Origin of the sequence: Halomonas llamarensis (genome assembly GCF_023555005.1) — a bacterium.
Lineage (GTDB): Bacteria > Pseudomonadota > Gammaproteobacteria > Pseudomonadales > Halomonadaceae > Vreelandella > Vreelandella llamarensis.
Genome location: NZ_JAMJPJ010000007.1, coordinates 115,560 through 141,650, shown reverse-complemented (window position 1 = coordinate 141,650; position 26,091 = coordinate 115,560). Strand labels below are relative to the sequence as shown.

20 protein-coding genes, 2 tRNA genes and 1 pseudogene are annotated in these 26,091 nt (G+C 56.1%); 2 read left to right on the top strand and 21 right to left on the bottom strand.

What is annotated here, in order from left to right; genetic code table 11:
* Positions 1-176: 176 nt before the first annotated feature.
* The 14 genes and pseudogenes from rpsO to rlmE all read right to left on the bottom strand — a co-directional run bounded on the left by rpsO (position 177) and on the right by rlmE (position 13,537).
* Positions 177-446 (bottom strand): 30S ribosomal protein S15, encoded by a 270-nt coding sequence (gene rpsO, locus M8006_RS06990; RefSeq protein ID WP_179929731.1) that lies wholly within the window; start codon positions 444-446, stop codon positions 177-179.
* Positions 447-541: 95 nt separating this feature from the next.
* Positions 542-1,474, bottom strand: a complete 933-nt coding sequence (truB, locus tag M8006_RS06985) for a tRNA pseudouridine(55) synthase TruB (protein ID WP_250080737.1) — start codon at positions 1,472-1,474, stop codon at positions 542-544.
* Entirely contained in the window at positions 1,474-1,878 is a 405-nt protein-coding gene (rbfA, locus tag M8006_RS06980; protein ID WP_250080736.1) for a 30S ribosome-binding factor RbfA, read from the bottom strand. The genes truB and rbfA overlap by 1 nt, the downstream gene beginning before the upstream one ends.
* 18 nt (positions 1,879-1,896) lie before the next feature.
* The gene (gene infB, locus M8006_RS06975) at positions 1,897-4,431 is read right to left on the bottom strand and encodes a translation initiation factor IF-2 (protein WP_250080735.1); all 2,535 of its coding nucleotides are present in this window, start codon (positions 4,429-4,431) and stop codon (positions 1,897-1,899) included.
* Positions 4,432-4,458: 27 nt separating this feature from the next.
* Entirely contained in the window at positions 4,459-5,973 is a 1,515-nt protein-coding gene (gene nusA / locus M8006_RS06970) for a transcription termination factor NusA (RefSeq protein WP_250080734.1), read from the bottom strand.
* Between the two features lie 69 nt (positions 5,974-6,042).
* Positions 6,043-6,504 carry a ribosome maturation factor RimP gene (rimP, locus tag M8006_RS06965; protein WP_250080733.1) on the bottom strand — a complete coding sequence of 154 codons (462 nt, stop codon included), beginning with the start codon at positions 6,502-6,504 and terminating at the stop codon, positions 6,043-6,045.
* A gap of 269 nt (positions 6,505-6,773) precedes the next feature.
* Positions 6,774-6,850: transfer RNA gene (locus M8006_RS06960), tRNA-Met, on the bottom strand.
* 106 nt (positions 6,851-6,956) lie between these two features.
* Positions 6,957-7,043 (bottom strand) — tRNA-Leu (locus tag M8006_RS06955).
* A 32-nt stretch (positions 7,044-7,075) separates the two neighbouring features.
* Positions 7,076-7,438 (bottom strand): preprotein translocase subunit SecG, encoded by a 363-nt coding sequence (gene secG / locus M8006_RS06950; protein WP_250080732.1) that lies wholly within the window; start codon positions 7,436-7,438, stop codon positions 7,076-7,078.
* A 4-nt stretch (positions 7,439-7,442) separates the two neighbouring features.
* Positions 7,443-8,192: a triose-phosphate isomerase gene (tpiA, locus tag M8006_RS06945; RefSeq protein WP_250080731.1), complete on the bottom strand. Its 750-nt coding sequence runs from the start codon at positions 8,190-8,192 to the stop codon at positions 7,443-7,445.
* Positions 8,193-8,256: 64 nt separating this feature from the next.
* Positions 8,257-9,621, bottom strand: coding sequence for a phosphoglucosamine mutase (glmM, locus tag M8006_RS06940; RefSeq protein WP_250080730.1), 1,365 nt, complete (start codon positions 9,619-9,621; stop codon positions 8,257-8,259).
* Positions 9,621-10,538, bottom strand: a complete 918-nt coding sequence (gene folP / locus M8006_RS06935) for a dihydropteroate synthase (RefSeq protein WP_488592958.1) — start codon at positions 10,536-10,538, stop codon at positions 9,621-9,623. The genes glmM and folP overlap by 1 nt, the downstream gene beginning before the upstream one ends.
* 284 nt (positions 10,539-10,822) lie before the next feature.
* Positions 10,823-12,658 (bottom strand): annotated as a pseudogene (gene ftsH, locus M8006_RS06930) (ATP-dependent zinc metalloprotease FtsH); the annotation flags it as partial.
* A gap of 231 nt (positions 12,659-12,889) precedes the next feature.
* Complete coding sequence (rlmE, locus tag M8006_RS06925) at positions 12,890-13,537, bottom strand: 23S rRNA (uridine(2552)-2'-O)-methyltransferase RlmE (RefSeq protein WP_250080728.1); 648 nt, start codon at positions 13,535-13,537, stop codon at positions 12,890-12,892.
* A gap of 100 nt (positions 13,538-13,637) precedes the next feature.
* Here rlmE and yhbY point away from each other — a divergent pair, with 100 nt between their 5' ends.
* A complete protein-coding gene (gene yhbY, locus M8006_RS06920) occupies positions 13,638-13,964 on the top strand; it encodes a ribosome assembly RNA-binding protein YhbY (protein ID WP_250080727.1) in 327 nt (108 codons plus the stop codon).
* Between the two features lie 101 nt (positions 13,965-14,065).
* Here the strand turns inward: yhbY and greA are convergent, their stop codons facing one another.
* From greA to grpE, 7 genes are all read right to left on the bottom strand, one after another.
* A complete protein-coding gene (gene greA / locus M8006_RS06915) occupies positions 14,066-14,542 on the bottom strand; it encodes a transcription elongation factor GreA (protein ID WP_250080726.1) in 477 nt (158 codons plus the stop codon).
* On the bottom strand, positions 14,539-17,769 hold the full coding sequence (gene carB / locus M8006_RS06910; RefSeq protein WP_250080725.1) for a carbamoyl-phosphate synthase large subunit: 3,231 nt from the start codon (positions 17,767-17,769) through the stop codon (positions 14,539-14,541). Before carB ends, greA begins: the two co-directional genes overlap by 4 nt.
* Positions 17,770-17,817: 48 nt before the next feature.
* Positions 17,818-18,963, bottom strand: coding sequence for a glutamine-hydrolyzing carbamoyl-phosphate synthase small subunit (carA, locus tag M8006_RS06905; RefSeq protein ID WP_250080744.1), 1,146 nt, complete (start codon positions 18,961-18,963; stop codon positions 17,818-17,820).
* A 288-nt stretch (positions 18,964-19,251) separates the two neighbouring features.
* A complete protein-coding gene (gene dapB, locus M8006_RS06900) occupies positions 19,252-20,067 on the bottom strand; it encodes a 4-hydroxy-tetrahydrodipicolinate reductase (RefSeq protein ID WP_250080724.1) in 816 nt (271 codons plus the stop codon).
* Between the two features lie 103 nt (positions 20,068-20,170).
* Complete coding sequence (dnaJ, locus tag M8006_RS06895) at positions 20,171-21,328, bottom strand: molecular chaperone DnaJ (protein WP_250080723.1); 1,158 nt, start codon at positions 21,326-21,328, stop codon at positions 20,171-20,173.
* A gap of 100 nt (positions 21,329-21,428) precedes the next feature.
* A complete protein-coding gene (gene dnaK / locus M8006_RS06890; protein WP_250080722.1) occupies positions 21,429-23,354 on the bottom strand; it encodes a molecular chaperone DnaK in 1,926 nt (641 codons plus the stop codon).
* A gap of 157 nt (positions 23,355-23,511) precedes the next feature.
* Positions 23,512-24,153 (bottom strand): nucleotide exchange factor GrpE, encoded by a 642-nt coding sequence (gene grpE, locus M8006_RS06885; RefSeq protein WP_250080721.1) that lies wholly within the window; start codon positions 24,151-24,153, stop codon positions 23,512-23,514.
* A gap of 199 nt (positions 24,154-24,352) precedes the next feature.
* Here grpE and recN point away from each other — a divergent pair, with 199 nt between their 5' ends.
* Positions 24,353-26,026 carry a DNA repair protein RecN gene (gene recN / locus M8006_RS06880; protein ID WP_250080720.1) on the top strand — a complete coding sequence of 558 codons (1,674 nt, stop codon included), beginning with the start codon at positions 24,353-24,355 and terminating at the stop codon, positions 26,024-26,026.
* Positions 26,027-26,091: the final 65 nt, after the last annotated feature.

Genomic DNA, 26,091 nt, shown 5'->3' with positions numbered 1-26,091 from the left:
CCGTCAGCTAGCACTTCCCCTTGCCGGGCGTGCAGGGGACTTTCACCCCCAAGTCATCCTGAGGCACCACCCCCAGGAACAGCGCCGGTCAAGGCGCTGCGCGCCATGCCTGGCGCACACAAAAAAACGGGCAGCTCACAAGGAGCTGCCCGTTTTCTGTCTTCGCCCGTAAAACCTTAGCGGCGCAGACCCAGACGCTGAATCAGCGACTGATAGCGTTCGAAATCTTTACGCTTAAGGTAATCCAGCAGCTTACGACGCTGGTTAACCATGCGGATCAAGCCACGACGGGAGTGGTGATCCTGCTTATTGGTTTTGAAGTGATCCTGCAGACCGTTGATGTTGGCGCTCAGCAGGGCCACTTGAACTTCCGGTGAACCGGTGTCACTTTCGCCGCGACCGTACTCATCGACGATTTGGGCTTTTTTTTCAGCAGTTAGTGCCATCTTTCACTCCAGTAAGCAATATGCCTAGTATAAATGAATGGGTGAGACCACGCATATTTGCAGTCTCAGTCGTGCATTGTGCGCAAACATTACACTTACGCGGCGGCTGTGTTCAACAACCGTTTGGGTGCCACTTCGTCGGCACCTTTGACCACGCCAAGGCCAATAAAAACCTCGCCGTGATAAAGCCGTGTCAGTGTATCCATCGCCATTTCCGCGACATTCCGTCGAGCGGACTGCCCGTGGATCAAGCGCTGATAATCGCTTTCGGCCACGTTAAGCGCCGGTAGATGATCGACCAGTGCATCAACGGGCATTAGTTCAGCTTCTTTTGCATCTTGGCCATCGAGCGCCTCAAGGGCTTCCAGTGTCCACATGCCATGCGTACCAAAGTTATCAGCGCCAAACGGCCCTGTCTTTAGCCTTCTTAACGCACTGATATGCGCGCCAGCACCAAGCGCTTGGCCAATATCTTCAGCCAGCGTGCGAATGTATGTGCCTTTGCTACAGCTGACTTCCAGCTCAAAAGCGCTTCCATCTCGCGACAGCAGGCGGGCATCATACACGCTTATGCGCCTGGCTGCACGCTCAACGTGCTTCCCTTCTCGGGCAAGTTCGTAAAGCTTTTTTCCTTGGTGCTTTAGCGCCGAGTACATAGGCGGCACTTGATCAATCTCACCGCGAAACCGCGCAATCACTGCACCAATCTCAGCGTCTGACAAATCCGGTACCTGTCGGCGTTCTAGCACTTCGCCTTCGGCGTCGCCGGTATCGGTGATAACGCCTAACTCGACACGCGTTTTGTATACCTTGTCTGCCTCTAACAGGTGGGCTGAAAACTTGGTAGCCTCACCTAAGCAAATCGGCAACATGCCAGTAGCCATCGGGTCGAGTGTGCCGGTATGCCCGGCCTTTTGCGCCTGATATAACCGGCGTACCCGCTGCAAAGCGTGATTGCTGGACATGCCCTTGGGCTTATCCAGCAAGAGTACCCCGTTGACTGGCAAACCACGACGGCGACGCGCCACTAGCGCGCCTCCTCGGTGTCTTTCCCATCGTCATCGTCTTGACGATCACGGTCGCTTGCCACCGCCTCCTCAATAAGCGATGACAGATGCTGCCCGCGCACCACGCTTTCATCGTAATGAAAGCGTAATTCCGGCACGTGGCGTAGCTTAACGCGCTTGGCAATTTGGCTGCGCAAGAACCCCGCTGCACGCTTGAGCACCTGTAGGTTCTCTTTGATTCGCTCCGGCGTCTGCTCTCCCAACAAGGTGATATAGACATCGGCATAACCCAGATCACGGCTAACTTCCACGCCGCTGACCGTGACCATTCCCAAACGCGGGTCTTTGACCTCGCGCTGGATGAGAACCGCCAGCTCCTTTTGGAGCTGGTCGGCTACTCGGTCGGTACGCTTAAATTCGCGCATGCAAAACTCCCGGCAGCCTTAGAGGCTGCGCTCGACCTTCACTTGGTCGAAGACTTCAATTTTGTCGCCGACCTGGACATCGTTGTAGTTTTTCACCCCGATGCCACACTCGATACCACTGCGCACTTCCTGAACGTCATCCTTGTAGCGACGTAAGGACTCAAGCTCGCCTTCGTAGATCACGACGTTCTCGCGAAGCACACGGATGCGTTTGTTACGGTGGACAGTACCTTCGACCACCATGCAGCCAGCCACCGCACCAATTTTGGGCGCCCGGAAGACATCACGCACTTCGGCAATACCGACGATCTCTTCTTTCCACTCCGGTGCCAACATGCCGCTCATGGCTTGCTTCACTTCATCGACCAGCTGATAGATAACGCTGTAGTAACGTAAATCTAAGCCTTCACGCTCGATAATCTCACGTGCGGCCGCATCGGCACGGACGTTAAAGCCTACAACGATGGCGTCGCTGGCAAGTGCCAAGTTGGCATCGGTACCAGTAATACCGCCTACGCCGGAAGAAACGACCGCGACTTCGACTTCACCGGTCGAGAGCTCTTCGAGTGCGCCCTTGATAGCTTCCAACGAGCCTTGCACATCGACTTTGAGGACAATGTTGAGCTTGGCCACTTCGTCTTGGCCCATCTGGCTGAACATGTTCTCAAGCTTGGCTTTTTGCTGGCGAGCAAGACGTACTTCACGGTATTTACCCTGACGGAAGTTAGCCACTTCGCGTGCCTTCTTCTCATCCGCCAGCACCATGAAGTCATCACCCGCATCCGGAGTGCCGTCCAAGCCTTGGATTTCGACCGGCATGGCAGGGCCAACGTCATCAACTTGCTTGCCCAACTCGTTGGTTAGGGCGCGCACGCGACCGTAGTGAAGGCCAGCTAGAACGATATCGCCCTTGTTCAGCGTACCGTTTTGTACCAACACGGTAGCTACCGGGCCACGACCTTTATCCAAGCGTGACTCAACCACGACACCTTTACCCGGCGCTTCAGGCACCGCTTTGAGCTCCAGCACTTCAGAGACCAGTTGGATCGCTTCGAGCAGCTGATCGATGCCTTCGCCTGTGTGAGCGGAGACATGCACAAATTGGGTGTCGCCACCCCACTCTTCAGAAATGACACCGTGCTGAGACAGTTCGTTTTTAATACGATCAAGATCAATGCCATCTTTATCGATCTTGTTGACCGCAACGACCATAGGCACTTCGGCAGCTTTAGAGTGTTCGATCGCTTCAACGGTTTGCGGCATGACGCCATCGTCTGCTGCCACGACCAGGATCACCACATCAGTGGCTTGGGCACCGCGGGCACGCATGGCGGTAAACGCCGCGTGACCGGGGGTATCCAGGAAGGTGACGCCGCCATGCTCGTCTTCCACATGGTACGCGCCAATGTGCTGGGTAATACCGCCAGCTTCACCCGTGGCAACTTTTGCCTCACGGATATAATCGAGCAGCGAGGTTTTACCGTGATCCACGTGACCCATGACCGTGACGACCGGCGAGCGAGTAATCTCCTCGCCTTCATAGGAGATCCCTTCCAGCACTTCGGTCTCCAGCGCGTCATCTTTGACCAGCTTAGCCTTATGGCCCATTTCTTCCACGACGATCGACGCGGTATCTTGGTCGATGGTCTGGTTAATGGTCACCGCTGCCCCCATGTTGAACATGGCCTTGATGACTTCGTTGGCCTTGATCGACATCTTATCGGCCAAGTCGGCTACGCTGATCGATTCGGGAATCGAGACTTCGCGCACAATCGGCTGCGTCGGCTTTTGGAAGCCGTGCTTGCCGTTGCCCGCTTGGCTAGCGCCGCCACGACGGCCACCGCGACGTTCCGAACGTTTAGCTTTCTTCGCGGCACCACCGCGCTTGCGCTCTTCGCGATCGCTACGAGCGTCCTCATTGTCGCGACGACCCTTTTTCTTTGCGGCCGCTTTCTTCGGTGGCGCCGTACGGCGGTCACTGCGACCCTCTTTCGGCGGTGCCGGCGACTCTTCTGCCGCAGGCTCGCTTGTCTCTAGCTCCGGCACAGGGATTTCAAGCTCAGTCGGCGCTTCAGCCTTTTTCTTCGCTTGCTCTTCCGCTTGCTTGCGCTCAGCCTCTTCCGCTTTGCGCTTGTCTTCCGCGGCTTGGCGCTCTTCAGCGTCGCGCGTTTTGCGCTCCGCTTCCGCAACGGCCATGTCCCCGACTAGCTGGCGCGGTCCAGAATGCTTGGGTTCCGGCGCTTTCGGTGTCTCCTCTTCGGAGCGCTTTACGTACGTTTTTTTCTTACGCACCTGCACTTCGATCGTTTTGCCGCGCTCGCCCGTTTTGATTTTGCTACGGGTTTTGCGCGTTAGCGTGACACGATTTTTGTCGCTATCACCCTCACCGCCGTGGCTTTTTTTCAAGTAGTTAAGCAGAGTGCGCTTATCCTCTTCGGAAACGGCATCGGTTTCTGAGCGATGCTTCAACCCGGCTTCTTTCATTTGTTCCAGCAGACGGGGCACATCACGCCCGACCTTCGCTGCAAAATCTTTAACTGTCATATCTGACATCTTGACCCTCCAAAGCCCGTGACCTGTTTACTGTGTGTTCGAATCGGATGTGGCGTCGTCTTCGAACCAGGGCGCACGGGCAGTCATGATCAGTACCGCTGCGCGCGCTTCGTCCAATTCCTCAATATCGACCAGATCGTCGATAGACTGCTCGGCGAGATCCTCCATGGTGACGATGCCACGGCTAGCCAAAATAAAGGCCAGGTGACGTTCCATACCGTCCATTGCTAACAAATCGTCTGCCGGCTGGGCACCGTCTAACACTTCCTCTGAGGCAATTGCCATCGTCAGCAGCTCGTCTTTTGCCCGCGCACGTAGCACTTCAACTAGCGTTTCATCGAATTCTTCGATTTCCAGCATCTCGTCAAGTGGCACGTAGGCGATTTCTTCCAGTGTGGTAAACCCTTCATCAACCAGTAAGCGGGCAACGTCGTCGTCCACATCCAGATGTTGAATAAAGGTGTCAACCAAGCTATCAATCTCTTGTTCACGCTTCGCTTCAGACTCGGCTTCGGTCATCACGTTAATGCGCCACCCGGTCAGCTCAGAGGCGAGGCGAACATTTTGGCCACTGCGGCCAATGGCTTGCGCGAGGTTATCTTCTGCCACCGCCACATCCATCGCGTGGGCATCTTCGTCAACCAAAATCGAGGCAACATCGGCGGGTGCCATGGCATTGATCACTAACTGTGCGGGGTTATCGTCCCACAGCACGATATCCACGCGTTCGTTTTGCAGCTCAGAAGAGACCGCTTGAACACGCGAGCCGCGCATCCCCACGCAAGCACCTACCGGATCGATACGCCGGTCATTGGTTTTCACCGCGATCTTTGCGCGTGACCCCGGATCGCGAGCCGCCCCTTTGATCTCAATTAACTGCTCGGCGATTTCCGGCACTTCGATTTTAAACAGCTCGACAATGAGCTCCGGACAAGTACGCGACAGCAGAAGCTGCGCGCCGCGCGCTTCCGGGTCAACCTGAACCAGCAGTGCGCGAACGCGCTCATTCATGCGGTAACGCTCGCCGTGAATCATCTCATTGCGTGGCAAGAACGCTTCCGCGTTGTCGCCAAGATCAATCACCAAACCATCGCGGGTGGTCTTTTTGACAATACCCGCTACCAGCTCACCTTCACGCTCAGTATATTGACGCACGACTTCAGCACGCTCAGCCTCGCGTACTTTCTGCACGATCACTTGTTTCGCTGTTTGTGCGGCAATGCGGCCGAACTCGGCGTTCTCAATCTTCTGCTCAACCACATCCCCAAGCTTCAAGGGCGGGTCACGCTGTTCGGCGATGCTCTCTTTGATTTCGTAGTCGGGCGTTTCAAACTCGTCGTCTTCTACAACCGTCCAGTAGCGGATCGTTTCGTAATCGCCGGTACGCCGATCAATGTGAACACGTACGTTCGCTTCTTCTTTATCAAAGCGTTTACGCGATGCGCCAGCTAGCGCCGCTTCCACCGCTTCGAAAATGACATCGCGGGAGACGCCCTTCTCATTAGAGATCGCGTCAACGACCATTAAAATTTCTTTACTCATGCGTTTGCCTCGCCAGAAAACCTGTCCTTATGTGCAAAAGCCCGGCATCTCGCCGGTCGCGTCACCCGTTCAGTCATCAAATTGAGGCACGATGCTGGCCTGATCTATGCTTTCAATCGGGAAACAATACTCCTCCCCATCAAGCTGGAGCAGAATTTCATCGCCCTCAACCCCGGCTAGCAACCCCTTATACTTGCGTCGACCATCAAACGGCATGCGCAACTTCAGCACCACATGGTGACCTTGAAAGCGCGCAAAGTGATCAAGCGTATAAAGAGGACGCGCCATACCCGGCGAAGAGACTTCCAGTCGATACTCACCGGCGATAGGGTCTTCAACATCTAACACGGCGCTGACTTGGCGACTGATATCGGCGCAGTCTTCGACGCTAACACCGCTTTCGCGCTCAATGTAGATCACCAGACGTGAATGCTTACCCTGGGAAAGGTGGTCAATACCCCATAGCTCAAAGCCCATGGCAGTAACAACGGGTTCGATCAGCGCATAAAGCGCAGCGTGTTTTGTGGCCACAGACAAAGCTCCTATAGCCGTTGCATCAGGCACCTGGCCAGGAGGTAAAAATAAAGCTAGGTGGCTGATTGGCGTTACCCGGAAACGTGTCTCCGGGTAACCCGGTAGACATCCGCTAGTGAGATACTGTCGTCAGCAGCCATAACAAAAGTAGCTGCTAACAAAAAGCCCCTTCACAGGAAGGGGCTTTTTAGAGAAACCTGTAATACCATCTTTAATATCAGTGCCTTCGATATATGCTTAGCAACGCTAAGCGGCACTGACTGAAATGGTAGCGGGGACCGGATTTGAACCGATGACCTTCGGGTTATGAGCCCGACGAGCTACCAGACTGCTCCACCCCGCATCAATCTAGGTAGAAGAGAGTAGACGCTTAACACTGCTTCGTCAAGGTCTCTTTTCGTCTATGCCACCTTTTCTGGTCTGGTAAGCTGGCGTGCCAGCGAATCAGATGGTGCCGAAGGCGGGACTTGAACCCGCACGACCGTAAGGTCACTACCCCCTCAAGATAGCGTGTCTACCAATTCCACCACTTCGGCATTAGGGGAGCCTATTAAAAAGCATTGGCGCATTACTCACTGCTGCTTTCCTCTAGCACTGGCGCGGCATTATCCATGCTTTGACTGCCTTCGTCAAGCGTTGGAACACTTTGTTGTTGCTCAATTAATTGCGCGTCAGGAATGCCCGCTTCGGGCGCTTGCCCGGCCTGGGTAGCAAAATACGCCAGCGCCATAGAGGTCGCGAAGAAAGCAGCCGCCAGGATGCCCGTAAAACGCGCCAGAAAGTTGCCACTACCGCGCGAACCAAAGACCGTTTGCGAGGCACCGCCGCCAAAGGCCGCGCCAGCTTCAGCGCCTTTACCCTGCTGGAGCAGGATCAAAACAACCAGGGCGATCGCAATCACCACGTGAACCATTAAAATTGCAACTTGCATGAAGTTATCCTGCTGACTGACAAATAGCGTGGAAGTCGTCGATCTTAAGTGAGGCACCGCCCACTAGACCGCCGTCGATATCTGGCTGCGCGAGTAGCTCAGCCGCGTTTTTGGCATTCATGCTTCCGCCATAGAGTAAGCGCAGCTGCTGTGCCAATTGTGTATCAAATTCACCTTGATACGCACGAATGCCGCTCATAACGTCTTGCGCCTGCTCGGACGTTGCGGTACGCCCCGTACCAATCGCCCATATCGGCTCGTAGGCAATCACCACCTGCTCGCGCTGCTCGGTCTCAAGGCGCGCCATCACATGGCCGACTTGGCGCAGCACCACGTCCATGGTGCTGCCGCCGTCACGGTCTTCAAGGGTTTCCCCTACGCACAAGATGGGCGTAATCCCCACATTAAGCGCTGCCAGGGTGCGCGCGTAGACATCGTCATCCGTTTCCCGGTAGAGCTGCCGACGTTCCGAGTGACCAACCAACGCATAGGTGACGCCAAACTCTTTCAGCATTGGCCCGCTTACTTCGCCGGTATGCGCACCGGAATTCAGCGGGTTTAGTGTTTGTGCCCCTAACGTAAGCGGCGTGCCTTGAAATGCCTGATACGCGGCATGGAGATAGGGGAATGGTGGAATTACCGCGATATCCAACGCTGCGGGCAGTGCTGCATCACGAAAACGCTCACCGAAGGCGTGAACCAGCTCGGCGGAGCCATTCATCTTCCAGTTTCCGGCAATTAAGGGCGTACGCATGGGGGCATCCTCACTCATGATGGGCAGAAATGGTATAGGACCGGCCTGATCAAAACAACCGTTGTCAAGCCGTTGTGTTAGGCCCTAGAAGCGCCTGTACCTGATCGGCCAGCGACTGCGCCAGCACATCGACATCCAAGTGCGCACGCCCTTCCACCATCACGCGGATCAAAGGCTCCGTCCCGGAAGGTCGCAAGAGCACCCGCCCTTCGTCACCAAGTTCGGCTTCCGTCTTTATCACGGCCTGCTGCAAGGCATAAGACGCCATGAGCGTTTTGGCGTTACTACCGAGGGGCAGTCGCACGTTCACGAGCGCCTGCGGCACTTTCTCCAACCCGCGGAGCAGCATTGGCAATGTTTTATTTTCCCGCACCATCATGCCCACGACCTGTAGTGCAGCGACAATGCCATCGCCGGTCGTTTGTGTATGGCCGCATACAATATGGCCTGACGGCTCCCCGCCAAGCTCCCACGCGTTTGCCGCCATACGCTCCATGACAAAGCGGTCACCGACCTTGGCACGCTCAAAAGGAACCGCCATTTTCTCCAATGCCATCGCTAGACCAAAGTTCGTCATCAGCGTCCCCACAACGCCACCTTCGAGCAAGCCTCGCTTGTAACGATCCCGAGCAATCAAGTAGAGAATATCGTCACCATCGACTTCTCGACCGTCAGCATCAACTATCAACACGCGGTCGCCATCACCGTCAAACGCAATGCCCAGATCCGCCCTCTGCTGAATCACCGCTGCACGCAGCGCAGCCGGGTACGTCGAGCCAACTTGCTCGTTGATATTCATCCCGTCGGGCGTGGCGCCAATGGCGCTAACGTCGGCGCCAAGTTCACGAAACACGTTAGGCGCAATGTGATACGTCGCCCCATGCGCGCAATCGAGCACAATGTTCAAGCCGTGCAGGCTTAAACGATCCGGCAACGTGGATTTACAAAATTCAATATAGCGGCCAGCGGCGTCATCAATGCGCATGGCCTTACCCAGCTGAGCAGAATCCGCAGTGGTCAAAGGCGTATCCAGCATTGTCTCAATACGGCCTTCGATCTCGTCGGGTAGCTTTTTCCCCGCTGCCGAGAAGAACTTGATGCCGTTATCGGCAAACGGGTTGTGCGAGGCCGAAATGACGATGCCCGCATCGGCACGGAAAGTACGGGTCAAATACGCAATCCCCGGCGTAGGCATTGGCCCAAGTAGCGCTACGTCAACGCCAGCGGCGGAGAGCCCCGACTCTAATGCAGACTCAAACATATAGCCCGAAATACGCGTATCTTTACCGATCAATACGCGCGTGCGCCCAGACTGCCGACGCAGGACTTGCCCGGCCGCCCAGCCCAGTTTAAGCATAAAGTCGGCGGTGATAGGCGCCTGCCCCACCGTGCCACGAATCCCATCCGTGCCAAAATAGCGACGTGCCATCACGCCTCCTCCTTATTGTCTTGAAAACAGCTATCTTGGAAACAGCCTTCGTGGAGCACTGCCCAGGTCATGTTCACCGCATCCACCGTGGCGCCCACATCATGCACACGCAAAATTTTTGCGCCACGCTCAACAGCCAACGCCGAAAGCGCAAGCCCGCCATGCAGTCGCTCTTCAACCGGGCGACCTAAGACTTTCCCTATCATGCTTTTGCGCGACATCCCCACCAAAAGCGGCAGCTCCAATGCTTGCAGAGCATCCATATGCTTTAGCAGGCGCAAGTTATGCTCTACCGTTTTGCCAAAACCAAACCCCGGATCAATCAGCAAGCGATGACGCCTAATCCCGGCGGCTTCGCATTCCGCAATGCGCCGCGCAAGGTAATTAACGACCTCCTCCTCAATCGCGCGCTCATAGCGTGGCGATTGCTGCATGGTCTGCGGCTCACCTTGTCGGTGCATTAGACAAACCGGCAAGGCGCTCGACGCTGCCGCCGCAAGCGCTCCTTCGCGCTCCAGCGAGCGCACATCGTTAATCATACCGGCACCCATGGCGCTGGCTTGACGGATCACTTGTGCGCTGCTGGTGTCCACCGATACCAAGGCGTCTAGTTCACGCACTAACGCCTCTACCACCGGCGCTACCCGGTCAAGTTCTTCCTGGTCGTTGATCGCATCGGCGCCTGGCCGGGTCGATTCGCCGCCGACATCAATAATCGCCGCGCCCTCCGCCAGCATTCGTTCAGCGTGGCGCAACGCGTCATCTAGCGCATTGTGCTGACCACCATCGGAAAAAGAGTCGGGCGTGACATTAAGAACGCCCATGACACGGGGAAAAGAAATATCAAGCAGATGGCGACCGCAGCGCAGGTGAGAAACCTCTTCGGTCGCGTGGTGAGAAGCCGCGTTTGAAGTCATGCAAAAACCTAGTATGAGTAGCGTCTGTGATTACGCCTGCCAGGATAACAAAAAGGCGCCCGAAGTAGGGCGCCTTTGCTAGGCAAGCGTTGGTGTTGCGCTTACGCTGAAGGGTCGGCTTAAGAGCCTGCTGGGCCGCCCAGTGGGTCAGACGGGCGGCGACGCGGCTTATCTTCTTCATCATCGTCGCCGTCAGCACCATCATGTGTGTCTTTTGGCGTCTGCTGGGTAGATTTACCTTCGTCCACTGCCGAATCACCGCTTGAGGGCGCCCCGCCACTCGGATCATCCCAACCCTCGGGCGGACGTGGGTCACGACCCGCCATGATTTCCTTAAGTTGAGTGGAATCAATGGTTTCGTACTTCATTAATGCATCGGCCATGGCATCAAGCTTGGCGCGATTGTCTTCGAGTATTTTATACGCCTGCTCGTAGCAGCCATCAATGATCTTACGCACTTCTTTATCCAGTCGCGTGGTAGTTTCACCCGACTTCATCTTGGCACCGCCCTGGCCTGAGCCGAGGAATTGATGCGATTCATCCTCGTCATACAGCACGGGTCCCATCTCATCCGACAAGCCCCACTTGGCAACCATGTTGTGGGCGAGCTCAGTCGCGCGCTTGATGTCATTCGAAGCCCCAGTGGTCACGCCATTCGGCCCTAGCGTCATCTCCTCAGCAATACGGCCGCCGAATAGAGAACAAATTTGGCTAATGATCTGCTGACGCGACAGGCTATAACGGTCCTCTTCCGGTAGGAACATCGTCACGCCCAGCGCTCGGCCGCGCGGGATAATCGTGACCTTGTAGACTGGATCGTGCTCAGGCATTACCAAACCGATAATGGCGTGGCCCGACTCATGGTACGCCGTATTAAGCTTCTCTTTATCGGTCATGACCATGGACTTACGCTCAGAGCCCATCATGATCTTATCTTTAGCCTGCTCCAGCTCTTCCATGCCCACCAACCGCTTATCACCGCGCGCGGCGAATAAGGCGGCTTCGTTAACCAGGTTGGCCAAATCGGCACCGGAAAAACCGGGCGTACCACGGGCAATCAATTGCGGTTTAACGTCATCGGCCAACGGTACCTTACGCAGGTGAACACCAAGAATGTGCTCACGGCCACGAATATCGGGCAAGCCAACGGTGACTTGGCGGTCAAAGCGACCTGGGCGTAGCAGCGCCGGGTCTAGCACATCGGGACGGTTAGTTGCAGCAATCACAATGACGCCTTCGTTAGCTTCAAAGCCGTCCATCTCCACGAGCAGCTGGTTGAGCGTTTGCTCACGCTCGTCATTACCACCGCCCATGCCAGCACCGCGCGAACGACCAACGGCGTCAATCTCGTCGATGAAAATAATGCATGGCGCCTGTTTTTTAGCTTGCTCGAACATGTCGCGTACGCGCGACGCCCCCACACCGACAAACATTTCGACGAAATCTGAACCCGAGATCGAGAAGAACGGCACTTTGGCTTCGCCAGCGATCGATTTCGCTAATAGAGTTTTACCGGTACCGGGCGGCCCCACCATCAACACACCGCGAGGAATCGTCCCCCCGAGGCGCTGGAACTTGGTTGGGTCACGCAAGAAGTCGACAAGCTCCTCGACTTCTTCTTTAGCTTCGTCACAACCGGCCACATCGGCAAAGGTGGTTTTAATCTGGTCATTTGAAAGCAGCTTCGCCTTGGATTTACCAAAACTCATCGGGCCACCTTTGCCTCCACCGGCACCACCCTGCATCTGCCGCATGAAGAACATAAAGATGGCCAGAATCAACAGAATCGGGAAGCTCGCGATCAGCAAACGCATCCAAATACTTTGTTGGTCGGGCTCCTTACCCACAACGGTAACGTCATTGGCAAGAAGATCATCCATTAGCTTAGGATCTTCAGCCGCTGGGCGGACCGTTTGGAACGACGAGCCATCAGTACGCTCACCACTAATGGTGTAACCATCAATAGTGACACTGCGCACTTGCTGGTTTTGCACCTGCTGCACGAACTGAGAGTAGTTCATGGCTTGAGGTGAGCTTTCCGTATTAAAATTGTTGAACACTGTCAGCAGCACAGCCGCAATGACCAACCACAGAATCAGGTTCTTTGCCATATCGTTCAAGGGGCTACCCTCATTACAAAAATCTGTCAGTTAACGTTCAATACTGAGACCATACACCAGCATCAAGCGTTCAACCATTGCCAAAGCACATACACTTTGGGCCAGTAATGCCACGCGTATAAACCTTGTGGCTTCATAGGCATACTGTGACATACATTGCGATTACCCGTCTGGCAATCGCGCTGATAAAACATCGCTATTTGAAACATAACGCAACGCACACCGCATGTTTTAGCCGTTAAATCCATCAGCGAGCAAATACACTTCTCTGGAACGTGCCCGAGAAGCCTCCGGCTTACGCGTGACAACTTTGTTAAAGTCGCCACGCAGCGCTTTTAAGTACGCATCGAACCCTTCACCTTGAAAAACTTTGGCCAGAAAGCGCCCGCCGGGTGAAAGCGTATCACGCGCAAGCTCCAGTGCCAGCTCTACCAAATACATGGCCTGAGGCTGGTCGATTGCTGCCATACCACTCATATTGGGGGCCATGTCCGACATCACAAGGTCTACGGGACGATGATTAAGCCGCTCAAGTACAGAATTAAGCACGCTCTCTTCGGTGAAATCACCTTGTATAAAGTCAACGCCAGCTAACGCGTCCATTTCCAGGATATCCGAGGCAATCACCACACCGCCGGGGCCGACCTTTTCTGCGGCGACCTGGCTCCAGCCACCCGGGGCGGCACCTAGGTCGATTACCGTCATCCCAGAGCGAAACAGTTTATCTTTTTCGTCCAGTGCTAGCAGCTTATAACTCGCCCGAGAGCGGTAGCCATCCTGCCAACTCTGTTTGACGTAAGGGTCGTCAAAATGCTCTTTCATCCAGCTACCGCTGGCTTTACTTGCTTGGCGTTTACCGCCTTTGGGCTTTTGCTGCATGGGGGAATCTAATCGTATAAGTCGGGATGAGCGCTTTCACCTGAAAGCATTTCGCCGTAAGATGGAGCGTTAAGCGCAAACTGGGATACCGCAAGATACCATGAGCTTGTCACAGGCACAAAAGAAAGCATTCCGTAGCATTGGCCACCACCTTAATCCGGTCGTGACCGTCTCGGAAAACGGCGTTTCGGAGAATTTGCTCGCGGAGCTCGGCCGCGCCTTACGCGACCATGAGCTAATTAAAGTCAAGCTCGCCTTGCCCGAGCGCGATGATCGCACCGCCATGCTAGAAGCGCTAATTAACGCAAGCGAAGCCGAACCGGTTCAGACCATCGGCAAGGTCGCGCTACTTTATCGCCACAATCCGCAGGCGAACCCGAAACTTTCCAACATCACGCGCTTCGAGAATCATCACGGGCGTCGATAACGCCACTTCTCACTAAGCGTGCAAGCCGAAAGTAAACGCCCCGCTGCCAACAACAGCGGGGCGTTTTACGTTAGAGGGCGTCATACATTTCTAGCACTTACTTAGATGTGCTCGACACTCTCAATCTCATACTCCACGTCGCCGCCCGGCGTTTTCACCGCAACCACATCGCCCACTTCCTTGCCAATCAGCGCACGCGCAATAGGCGAAGTGACGGAAATGCGTCTCTGCTTAATATTTGCCTCGTCTTCGCCGACGATGCGGTAAGTCACTTCGTCGTCAGTATCGAGGTTTAAGAGCTCAACCGTAACACCAAAAATCACCTTGCCGGTTTTCGGCAGCTTGGTCACATCAATCACTTGGGCGCTGGAGAGCTTGCTTTCGATCTCTTGAATACGCCCCTCAATAAACCCCTGCTGCTCGCGCGCGGCATGGTATTCGGCGTTTTCCTTAAGGTCGCCGTGCTCACGTGCTTCAGCGATGGCCGCAATCACCTGAGGACGCGCCTCACCTTTAAGATGATTCAGTTCATCACGAAGACTCTTTTCACCCGCGACAGTCATCGGGACCTTGTTCATTGACTTGCTCCTGCATGCAATTCCTGAAGGCGCCGCACCGTAATCTCCCGTCCGTACTCTAGCGCCATGCAAACAGCATTAGCACCCGCCAAGGTGGTCGCATAGGGCACCTTGCGCGCGAGAGCAGTACGGCGAATCACTGAAGAGTCGTTAATCGCTTGGCGACCTTCAGTGGTGTTGACGATGTAGGCGATTTCGTCGTTCTTAAGCAGATCGACGATATGGGGACGGCCTTCGTAGACTTTATTGACGTGCGTGACGCTCAGCCCAGCTGCTTCCAATGCGGCAGCCGTACCGCGCGTTGCACATAGCGTAAAGCCCAATGTTAGCAGAGAACGCCCCACTTCGATAATCCCTTCCTTATCAGGCTCACGTACCGAGAGAAACGCTTTGCGATCGCCAGAAAGCGCCGGGATCGCTTCGCCCGCGCCGAGCTGCGCTTTAAAGAACGCCTCAGCAAAGGTATCGCCCGAGCCCATCACCTCGCCGGTCGACTTCATCTCGGGGGAGAGAATCGGGTCAACGCCGGGGAACTTGTTGAACGGGAACACCGCCTCTTTGACGCTGCAGAAGTGCGGCACGATCTCACGCTCAAAGCCCTGCTCGGCAAGGGTTGTACCCGCCATGCAGCGCGCGGCAATCTGCGCCAGCGAGGTGCCAATGCATTTGGACACAAACGGCACGGTACGCGAGGCGCGCGGGTTGACCTCGATCACGTAGATTTCGCCATCCTGCCAGGCCAGCTGCACGTTCATCAGCCCTTTAACGCCGAGCTCCACCGCCATACGCTTAACCTGATTGCGCATTTCATCTTGCACGTCAGCCGGCAGCGAATACGGTGGCAGCGAGCAGGCGGAGTCACCCGAGTGAACACCGGCTTGCTCTACGTGCTGCATGATACCGCCAATCACCACTTGCTCGCCGTCCGATACCGCATCGATATCGATCTCAACCGCCGCGCTCAAAAAGTGATCCAGCAGTACCGGGGAATCATTGGAAACCTTGACCGCATGGGTCATATAGTTCTCAAGCTCCGTGGCGTCGTAGACAATCTCCATGGCGCGGCCACCGAGCACATAGCTTGGGCGCACGACCAGCGGGTAGCCGATTTTCTCGGCCTTAGCAAATGCCTCCTCAAAGCTACGCGCCGTGGCATTAGGCGGCTGCTTGAGGCCGAGCTTGTCAATCATTTGCTGAAAGCGCTCGCGGTCTTCGGCGCGGTCGATGGCATCGGGTGTGGTGCCGATAATCGGCACCCCAGCGGCTTCAAGTTCACGCGCAAGCTTGAGCGGGGTCTGGCCGCCAAACTGCACAATCACGCCAACGGGTTTCTCTTTGTCGGCGATTTCGAGCACATCTTCGAGCGTCACCGGCTCAAAGTAGAGACGGTCAGAGGTATCGTAATCGGTGGAAACGGTCTCAGGGTTACAATTAACCATGATGGTTTCATAGCCGTCATCGTGCATGGCGAACGCGGCGTGAACACAGCAGTAGTCAAACTCGATGCCCTGGCCGATACGGTTGGGCCCACCACCGAGCACCATGATCTTCTGGCGATCAGACACCTCCGCCTCGCACTCCTCTTCATAGGTGGAGTACATGTAGGCGGTATCAGACGCAAACTCCGCCGCACAGGTATCGACCCGCTTATAAACCGGACGAATACCGTGCTTTTGGCGCGTTTTACGAAACTCTTTTTCCGATACGCCCAACAGGCGGGACAGGCGCGCGTCAGAGAAACCTTTACGCTTAAGCTGATACAGCTCGCGGGCAGAAAAATCCGAAAGTGAGCGCTGACTCACGGACTGCTCGGTGAGCACCAAGTCTTCCATCTGAACCAAGAACCAGCGGTCGATATTGGTCAGTGTAAAGATTTCATCGACGCTCATGCCCGCACGCATAGCATCGGCAACGTAGAAGATACGCTCCGCGCCCGCGGCCTGCAGTTCGCCCTGAATAACCGTCATATTCTCTGGGGTAAAGTCGGTAATGATCGGATCAAGACCATCGTTACCGGTTTCCATGCCGCGCAGGGCTTTTTGCAGCGATTCCTGGAAGGTACGGCCAATCGCCATCACCTCCCCCACTGATTTCATCTGGGTCGTCAGGCGATCATTCGCCTGAGGGAATTTCTCAAACGTGAACCGCGGAATTTTGGTGACGACGTAATCAATCGACGGCTCAAACGACGCCGGGGTGCGCCCGCCGGTAATATCGTTCTGCAGTTCATCCAGGGTATAGCCCACCGCCAGCTTGGCGGCGATCTTAGCAATCGGGAAGCCGGTCGCTTTCGAGGCCAACGCCGAGGAGCGCGACACCCGCGGGTTCATCTCAATCACCACCAAGCGCCCGGTGTCCGGGTCCATGCCGAACTGTACGTTGGAGCCACCGGTTTCTACGCCAATCTCGCGCAATACCGCGAGGCTGGCGTCGCGCATGATCTGGTATTCTTTGTCGGTCAGCGTTTGCGCCGGGGCCACGGTGATGGAGTCACCGGTATGCACGCCCATGGGGTCGAAGTTTTCGATCGCGCAGACGACGATGCAGTTGTCGTTCTTATCGCGCACGACCTCCATCTCGTACTCTTTCCACCCCAGCAGCGATTCGTCGATCAGCAGCTCGTGGTTGTTGGAAAGCTCGAACCCACGGGTACAGATTTCCTCGAACTCTTCCTTGTTATACGCCACGCCGCCGCCGGAGCCGCCCATGGTGTAGGAAGGGCGAATAATGGTCGGGAAGCCCAGTTCAGCCTGAGTCTCCCAGGCCTCATCCATGGTATGCGCCACTTTAGCCTTCGGGCATTCCAAGCCGATACGTTTCATGGCTTGATCAAACAGATCACGATCTTCCGCCATATTGATCGCATCGGCGTTAGCACCGATCATTTCGACGCCATACTTTGCCAGCACCCCATGCTTTTCCAGGTTAAGCGCGCAGTTCAGCGCCGTCTGGCCGCCCATGGTCGGCAGAACCGCATCAGGCCGCTCAGCTTCGATGATCTTTTCAACCGCCTGCCAGGTAATCGGCTCGATGTAGGTGGCATCCGCCATCGCCGGGTCGGTCATGATGGTGGCCGGATTGGAGTTAACCAAAATGACGCGGAAGCCCTCTTCGCGCAGCGCTTTACACGCCTGGGCGCCGGAGTAGTCAAATTCACAGGCCTGGCCAATCACAATCGGGCCAGCGCCAATAATCAGAATGCTTTTTATGTCGGTACGCTTAGGCATATCGGTTCCCGCAAAAATGGTGACGAATAACGACGAATCTGGAACGGCTTAACGGCGCGCCCACATCATGGAGACGAAACGATCAAACAGCGGCGCGACATCGCGCGGGCCAGGGCTCGCTTCCGGGTGGCCCTGAAAGCTGAAAGCCGGACGATCAGTGCGCTCGATCCCCTGCAAGGTGCCGTCAAACAGCGAGCGGTGAGTGGCGCGTACATTCGCGGGCAGGCTCGCTTCGTCAGTGGCAAAACCGTGATTTTGGCTGGTGATCATGACCGTGCCAGTGTCGACATCCTGCACCGGATGATTGGCCCCGTGGTGGCCGTGGCTCATCTTCACCGTTTTGGCGCCACTCGCCAGCGCCAAAAGCTGATGGCCGAGGCAAATACCGAATACCGGCAGCTGGGTTTCCAGCATTTCCTGAATCGCCTTGATAGCATAGTCGCAGGGCTCCGGGTCGCCGGGGCCGTTGGCGAGAAATACGCCATCCGGGTTCATGGCCAGCACCTCGGCAGCAGGGGTTTGCGCTGGCACCACGGTCAAACGGCAGCCACGCGAGGCCAGCATGCGCAAAATGTTGCGCTTAACGCCGTAATCGTAAGCTACTACGTGGAAGGGGCGTTCGATGGTAGTCGTATCTTGATAGCCTTCGCCGAGCGCCCATTCGCCTTCGCTCCACTCGTAGGGCGACTGGCAGGAAACCACCTTGGCCAGGTCCATGCCCTTTAGCCCAGGGAACGCCTTGGCGGCGGCCAGCGCACGCTCAACGGCATCATCACCTTCTGCTTCAGCGCCCGCCAGAATCGCCCCGTTTTGCGCGCCTTTATTGCGCAAAATGCGCGTTAGCCGCCGGGTATCGATGTCGGCAATGCCCAGTACGTTTTGGCTGGTTAAATAATCCGACAGTGTCTGTTCACTGCGAAAACTGCTGGCGAGCAGCGGTAAATCGCGAATCACCAGCCCCGCCGCGGCAATCGCGCCGGATTCTACGTCTTCGGCGTTAACACCGGTATTGCCGATATGGGGGTAGGTCAGGGTGACGATCTGGCGGGTGTAGGAGGGGTCGGTGAGAATTTCTTGATAGCCAGTCATGGCCGTATTGAACACCACCTCACCGCTGGTTTTTCCTTCGGCGCCGATGGCGATGCCGTGGAACACACTGCCATCTTCTAAAGCCAATATCGCGGGTTTGCTCAATGCGGGGTTATTCAAGACATATCCTCCCATGCTGGATAAGCGCTCTTGGGCGCAGGTGCAGCGTTCCGGTAACGGCGTTTGCGGGCAAACGTCGGGTCGTAAAAAAGCGGGACGAAGCCGATTAAAAAACCGGTCTCATCCCGCTTGTTGTTCCTTTCCATGATGCGGCCATGATGCTCCATCACGCTGATGCAGCGGGCTGCTTTGTTCGCCACCCGGCCAAAATTTTTGGAATGTTACAGGATTTTGGCCCCAGCGACTAGCCCCTATTACCCTAGTTGCATTGAACTACGCCTCACGCCCCAAGCCCAGCACGTCTTGCATGTCGTAACGGCCGCTGTCTTTATCGGCGACCCAACGCGCAGCGCGAACGGCGCCTTTGGCAAAGGTCATGCGGCTTGACGCCTTGTGAGTGATCTCAATGCGCTCGCCTTCAGTGGCAAACATCACCGTGTGCTCACCGACGATATCGCCCGCGCGAACGGTGGCAAAGCCAATCTCTTTATCGGTGCGCGGCCCACACTGCCCCACTCGTTCAAATACGCCGTGCTCTTTAAGATTGCGACCCAGGCTTTCGGCCACCACTTCGCCCATTTTAAGTGCCGTGCCTGAGGGCGCGTCGACTTTATGACGGTGATGCGATTCGATCACCTCAATATCGTAGCCTTCATCGCCCAGCGCTTTAGCAGCGGTCTGCAAAAGCTTCAGCGTCAGATTCACGCCCACACTCATATTGGGGGCAAATACCATGGGCACGTGGTCGCGGAAGCCGTCAAGCTGGGTAATTTCGTCATCGCTCATACCGGTAGTGCCGATTACCATGCGTTTGCCGTGCGCGGCGCAGAACGCCAGATTGGAAAGCGTAACCTGAGGGGCAGTGAAGTCGATCAACACTTCGACGTCATCCGCTAGCGCTTCCAGCGAATCTACCGCGGCCACGCCTTTTTTGCCGACACCCGCTAACTCGCCAATATCCACCCCGGCAAGCGAACTGCCAGGCTCTACGACGCCACCGGCCAAGGTGGCGCCGGCATCCTGTTCCACGGCGTTGACTAATGTACGGCCCATACGGCCAGCCACGCCTACAATGGCAATTCGGGTCATGGAAACTCCTGCGTGTTTCGTTAAGCGTCAAATGAGCGAAATTGTACCAGAAACAAAAAAACCCCGATGACATCCGCCACCGGGGTTTTCCTGATACGTGCCCTTACGGCTTCATATCTTCAAAGAACTTTTTCACGTTGTCGAAAAAGCCGGTTTTCTTGGGTGAGTGGCTGTGGCTGTTGCTGCCGTCAAAGCTCTCTTGTAACTGGCGTAACAGGTCTTTTTGCTCGTCGTTGAGATTGACGGGGGTTTCTAGCACGACCTTACACAAGAGATCGCCGGGGGCGCCGCCACGAACCGGTTTCACGCCCTTGCCCTTGAGGCGGAACATTCTGCCGGTTTGCGTTTCCGGCGGAATCTTCAGTTTCACCCGGCCATCAAGCGTGGGCACTTCCAACTCACCCCCAAGGGAGGCATCAACAAAGTTGATCGGCACATCGCACTGCAAGTGCCTACCTTCGCGTTGGAAGATATGGTGAGGCTTGATGTTGGCCTGCACATAAAGATCACCCGGCGGGCCGCCGTTGATGCCGGCTTCGCCCTCACCGTTAAGGCGAATACGATCACCGGTATCCACACCGGCGGGAATCTTGACCGAGAGGGTGCGCGTCTCGCGAACACGCCCTTCGCCATTGCATTTATGGCACGGCACTTTGATTTGCATGCCGGAACCATGACACGTGGGGCAGGTTTGCTGTACAGCAAAAAAGCCCTGCTGCATGCGCACCTGGCCGTGTCCATGGCAGGTGGGGCAGACTTCTTTGGTCGTACCGGGCTCGGCGCCCTCACCATCGCAACGGTCACACTCGATATGTCGCGGCACGCGAATATCCACGGTGGTGCCGGCCACGGCGTCTTCCAGATCCAACTCTAGGTTGTAGCGCAGGTCACTGCCGCGCGCGGGGGCGTTAGGACCGCGACGGCGTCCGCCGCCGCCACCAAAGATATCGCCGAACACATCGCCGAAAATATCACTGAAATCGCCAGCACCACCGCCGCCGAAACCGCCACCGCCAAAACCGCCGCCGCCTTGACCGTCGACACCAGCATGACCAAATTGGTCATAAGCCGCGCGCTTTTCGCTATCGGTTAAGACTTCGTACGCTTCTGACACCTCGCGGAATTTCTCAGCGGCGGAGTCATCGTCCGGGTTTCGATCGGGGTGATACTTCTGCGCCAGGCGGCGGTAAGCCTTCTTGATCTCTTTCTGATCGGCCCCTTTATCGACCCCCAGGACTTCGTAATAATCGCGTTTGGACATGGGTCCTACGCCTCCTGGTTAGCTACGCATCTTAGCTGTGGAAACAGCAACGCGGGAGTTGTCTCCCGCGTCACCGCTTTCCTTGGCAGAAAGGGGGTGATTACTGCTTTTTCTGATCGTCGTTGACTTCTTCGTACTCGGCATCAACCACATCGTCTTCCGGCTTGGCGCCTTCGGCACCTTCACCACCCGCTTGCTCACCTTCCGCTTGCTCGGCGTACATCTTTTGCGCCAGCTGGCCTGAAGCTTCGGTCAGAGCATCCAGTTTCTTCTGGATATCGTCCTGGTCATCCCCTTTCGTTGCTTCTTCAAGCTCGGAGATGGCCGTTTCGATGTTCTGTTTCTCGTCATCGGTTGCCTTATCACCGGCTTCTTCCAGCGTTTTACGGGTGGCGTGAATCATGCCATCCGCCTGGTTGCGTAGCTGCACCAGCTCTTCGAATTTCTTATCTTCGTCGGCGTGTGCTTCAGCATCGCGCACCATCTGCTCGACCTCTTCCTCGGACAGACCGCTAGACGCCTTGATAACAATCGACTGCTCTTTACCAGTCGCTTTGTCTTTCGCTGACACGTTCAAGATACCGTTGGCATCAAGGTCAAACGCCACTTCGATTTGCGGCACGCCACGCGGTGCCGGCGGGATGTCGGCAAGGTCAAAACGGCCCAGCGACTTGTTCTGCGAGACCTGCTTACGCTCACCCTGTACTGCGTGAATGGTCACGGCGGTCTGATTATCATCCGCGGTGGAGAAGGTTTGCGTCTTCTTCGTCGGGATGGTGGTGTTCTTCTCGATCAGCGGTGTCATCACGCCGCCCAGGGTTTCGATACCCAGGGTCAGCGGTGTGACGTCAAGCAGCAGTACGTCTTTCACGTCGCCGCCGAGCACACCACCTTGGATCGCCGCACCGACTGCGACGGCTTCATCCGGGTTGACGTCTTTGCGCGAATCCTTACCGAAGAAGTCAGCCACTTTCTGCTGTACTTGCGGCATGCGGGTCTGACCGCCGACCAGGATGACTTCATCCACTTCAGATGCTGATAGACCGGCATCTTTCAGCGCGACCTTGCACGGTTCGAGCGAGCGCTGCACCAGGTCTTCTACCAGCGCTTCCAGCTTGGCGCGTGTCACTTTGACGTTTAAGTGTTTCGGACCGGTGTTGTCTGCCGTGATGTACGGCAGGTTGACGTCAGTCTGCTGAGCGCTTGAAAGCTCGATCTTGGCTTTCTCAGCGGCTTCTTTCAGGCGCTGCATAGCCAGATTATCGCCGGAAAGATCAATACCGCTGTCAGACTTGAACTGGTCAACCAGATAGTTGATTAGCGCCAAATCAAAATCTTCGCCGCCCAGGAAGGTGTCGCCGTTGGTAGCTAGCACCTCGAACTGGGTTTCGCCATCAACGTCAGCGACTTCGATAATGGAAATATCGAAGGTACCGCCGCCCAGGTCGTATACCGCGATGGTTTTATCGCCGCGCGACTTGTCCATACCGTAGGCCAGTGCGGCGGCGGTCGGCTCGTTGATGATGCGCTTAACATCCAAACCTGCGATGCGGCCGGCATCTTTGGTTGCCTGGCGCTGGCTGTCATTAAAGTAAGCCGGCACGGTGATGACCGCTTCGGTGACTTCCTCGCCGAGGTACTCTTCGGCGGTTTTCTTCATTTTCTGCAGGACTTCCGCGCTGACCTGCGGCGGTGCCATTTTCTTGCCTTTCACCTCAACCCAAGCGTCGCCATTATCAGCTTCGGTGATTTTGTACGGCACCATTTTGATGTCTTTCTGAACGACGTCGTCTTTAAAGCGACGGCCGATCAGACGCTTGATAGCGTACAGGGTGTTTTCCGGGTTGGTCACGGCCTGGCGCTTTGCCGCCTGACCTACCAGTGTTTCGCCATCGTCAGTGTAGGCGATAATAGACGGCGTGGTGCGGCCGCCTTCGGCGTTTTCGATAACCTTGGCGCTGTCGCCGTCGAGCACTGCGACACACGAGTTCGTCGTGCCCAGGTCAATACCAATAATGCGTCCCATAGTAGAAACCTCAAATTAGTTAGTTAAACGTGAATAAACGTTATGTCTTTACGTTAGCGGTCGTTATGCAGCGGCGTTTGCGAACGTTACTGATAGTGACCGCATGGTTGTCCCTTTATTTGGGGGTGGCTTGCGGCATTTCAAGGGCTTTTTATGCCTATCCGCCAGCTTTTTGACTTACCACCACCATCGCTGGACGAACCAAGCGGCCATTAAGCAGATACCCCTTCTGCATGACTTCCATGACGGTATTGGGTTCTACGTCAGGGTTAGGCACCATCGTGATCGCCTCGTGCACCTGCGGGTCAAAGGGCTCGCCGTGAGGCTCTATTGACTCAACACCGAATTTATTCAGCACATCGAGCTGCATCTTCAGTGTCATGGAAACGCCTTCACGGTGGGCCTCGGAGGCTTCCTCCTCCATCGACTCCAGCGCTTTTTCCAAGCTATCCACCACCGGCAGAAGCTCTTTGACAAATTTTTCCAGGGCGAACTTACGCGCCTTTTCTGCCTCTTGCTCTGCACGACGGCGTACGTTTTGTGCCTCGGCCGCCTCGCGCAGCGACTGATCTTTGGCCTCAGACAAACTCTGTTTTAGCTCTTCCACTTGCGCTGCCAAGACCTCCGCCTCTGGGTTATCCGATGATGTTGCGACGGTATCGCCTTCATCTTCAATCAGGCCTTCTAGCTCGCCTTCTTCAAGGCGCTCTTGTGCCTTTTGCTCCGGCGTCTCGGCTTCCTGTTCTTGCTCTTCACGCGTGAGCTCTTCATCTAGCGGGGTTTGAGGTTCTTTAGCCATGCGTTACTCCTAAACGGAAAACATTGGTCAGTTACGGTTTGCAGGCTATATGGGGGCCAAGACATTCAACTCAAGTGGTCAATGCATTTCTCTTGAGAAAGCTGCCTAACCACAAGCATTGCAGTGTGATATCGGCTACTGTATAAATTATCCACTGTATATAATTTCAAACCCGCATAGCCCGGCGCCAGGAGGAACCATGCTGACCCAGTTAGCCATCCAGGATTTCGTCATCGTTGACCACTTAGAGCTCGATCTCACCGGCGGCATGACAGCGATTACCGGCGAGACCGGTGCCGGCAAATCGATCCTTCTCGGCGCCCTGGGGCTCTGCCTTGGCGAGCGTGCCGACGCAGGCAGCGTGCGTCACGGCTGCGAGCGCACCGATCTGTCGGCCCGTTTTGACATCCACCACCTCCCGGCGGCACAAGCTTGGTTGAGTGAACGCGAACTCCCCAGTGAAGAGTGCTTATTGCGCCGTGTCGTCACCGCAAACGGCCGCTCTAAAGCGTGGATCAATGGGCAGCCCGCCACCGTGAGCGACCTTAAAACCCTGGGTGAGCATTTGATTCAGATTCACGGCCAGCACGCTCACCAAGCCCTGATGCGCGAAGAGACACATCTTTCGCTACTTGACGACTACGCGGGGCTCAATGGCAAAACACACCAGCTTGGCGAAACGTTTCGTGCCTGGCACAGCGCCCGCCGACGGCTGAAAAAGCTCAGCGAAGCAGGTAGCGAAATCGAAGCCAAACGCCAGCTACTGCGCTATCAGGTCGAGGAACTTGACCAACTCGCCTTAGAAGAAGATGAGCTACCGACGCTTGAGGACGAGCAGCTTCAGCTCGCCCACGCCGAAGAAATCTTGCGCGAAACACAGTTTGCCGCTGACTGCTGCGCCGACGATGACGGCGGCGCGCTATCACTGTTACACCGCGCCCATCAGCACTTGAGTGCACTGCCCGGCAGCAACAAAGGCGCCCTGGCCAACACGCTCACGCTGCTAAGCGACGCGCAAATTCAAGTGGAAGAAGCCGCAAGTGAACTCGCGCGGCTATCCGGCCACACCGAGCTCGACCCTGAGCGTTTAGCCTGGATAGAGGACCGCTTAGGCGATATCCATCGCTTAGCGCGCAAACACCATGTCTCCCCCGAAGAACTTTACGCACAGCACCAGCAATTGAGCCAAGAGCTTGACCAGCTCGACGCCAGCGATAGCGACCTGGATGCGCTAAGCGCGGAAGTCGAATCCTTGCGCGCGCGTTACCGCGGCGAGGCCAAAGCGCTCAGCGACGCTCGGCAAAAGGCCGCGACGCGGCTGGGTAAAGAGGTGCAGCAGCAATTGGCCTTTTTAGCCATGGACAAGGCAATCTTCAAGGTTGCCCTGGAAAGCCGTGACACCCCGGCACCTGAAGGGTTAGACCGCGTACAGTTTTTGATCAGCGCCAACCCTGGCCAACCCGCGCGCGCGCTGGCGAAAGTTGCCTCGGGCGGGGAGCTTTCCCGCATTAGCCTGGCGATTCAAGTCGTCGCCGCAAGCCATTCAACAACCCCGAGCCTCGTGTTTGACGAAGTGGATGTGGGGGTATCCGGCGCCACGGCGGAAATCGTCGGCCAGCTGCTACGCAAGCTCGGCGACAATGGGCAGGTCATGACGGTGACGCACTTACCGCAAGTCGCGGCCCAAGCTCACCAGCACCTACATATCGAAAAGCGCGCCAAACGCAACACCACGCTCACCCACATGGCGCTGCTCGACGAGGGCGGCCGCGTGAGCGAGTTGGCACGTATGCTCGGCGGGGTTAATCTCTCAGACCAAACGCTGGCCCACGCTCGCGAAATGCTCCACGCCAGCCAACGCCCACCGCACTGACTGCCAGCAAAACCTGCGTAAAAAATGCCCGCCCCGTTTCCACGGCGCGGGCATTTTTCTTTTAT

Excerpts from the sequence above, each read along its gene's own strand:
- rbfA (WP_250080736.1), bottom strand. The coding sequence starts at position 1,878 with ATGCGCGAATTTAAGCGTACCGACCGAGTAGCCGACCAGCTCCAAAAG.
- dapB (WP_250080724.1), bottom strand. The coding sequence starts at position 20,067 with ATGACCCGAATTGCCATTGTAGGCGTGGCTGGCCGTATGGGCCGTACA.
- glmM (WP_250080730.1), bottom strand. The coding sequence starts at position 9,621 with ATGGCACGTCGCTATTTTGGCACGGATGGGATTCGTGGCACGGTGGGG.
- yhbY (WP_250080727.1), top strand. The coding sequence starts at position 13,638 with ATGAGCTTGTCACAGGCACAAAAGAAAGCATTCCGTAGCATTGGCCAC.
- carB (WP_250080725.1), bottom strand. The coding sequence starts at position 17,769 with ATGCCTAAGCGTACCGACATAAAAAGCATTCTGATTATTGGCGCTGGC.
- secG (WP_250080732.1), bottom strand. The coding sequence starts at position 7,438 with ATGCAAGTTGCAATTTTAATGGTTCACGTGGTGATTGCGATCGCCCTG.
- greA (WP_250080726.1), bottom strand. The coding sequence starts at position 14,542 with ATGAACAAGGTCCCGATGACTGTCGCGGGTGAAAAGAGTCTTCGTGAT.
- tpiA (WP_250080731.1), bottom strand. The coding sequence starts at position 8,192 with ATGCGTACGCCCTTAATTGCCGGAAACTGGAAGATGAATGGCTCCGCC.
- infB (WP_250080735.1), bottom strand. The coding sequence starts at position 4,431 with ATGTCAGATATGACAGTTAAAGATTTTGCAGCGAAGGTCGGGCGTGAT.
- recN (WP_250080720.1), top strand. The coding sequence starts at position 24,353 with ATGCTGACCCAGTTAGCCATCCAGGATTTCGTCATCGTTGACCACTTA.
- grpE (WP_250080721.1), bottom strand. The coding sequence starts at position 24,153 with ATGGCTAAAGAACCTCAAACCCCGCTAGATGAAGAGCTCACGCGTGAA.
- folP (WP_488592958.1), bottom strand. The coding sequence starts at position 10,538 with ATGACTTCAAACGCGGCTTCTCACCACGCGACCGAAGAGGTTTCTCAC.
- rpsO (WP_179929731.1), bottom strand. The coding sequence starts at position 446 with ATGGCACTAACTGCTGAAAAAAAAGCCCAAATCGTCGATGAGTACGGT.
- rlmE (WP_250080728.1), bottom strand. The coding sequence starts at position 13,537 with ATGCAGCAAAAGCCCAAAGGCGGTAAACGCCAAGCAAGTAAAGCCAGC.
- dnaK (WP_250080722.1), bottom strand. The coding sequence starts at position 23,354 with ATGGGACGCATTATTGGTATTGACCTGGGCACGACGAACTCGTGTGTC.
- dnaJ (WP_250080723.1), bottom strand. The coding sequence starts at position 21,328 with ATGTCCAAACGCGATTATTACGAAGTCCTGGGGGTCGATAAAGGGGCC.
- nusA (WP_250080734.1), bottom strand. The coding sequence starts at position 5,973 with ATGAGTAAAGAAATTTTAATGGTCGTTGACGCGATCTCTAATGAGAAG.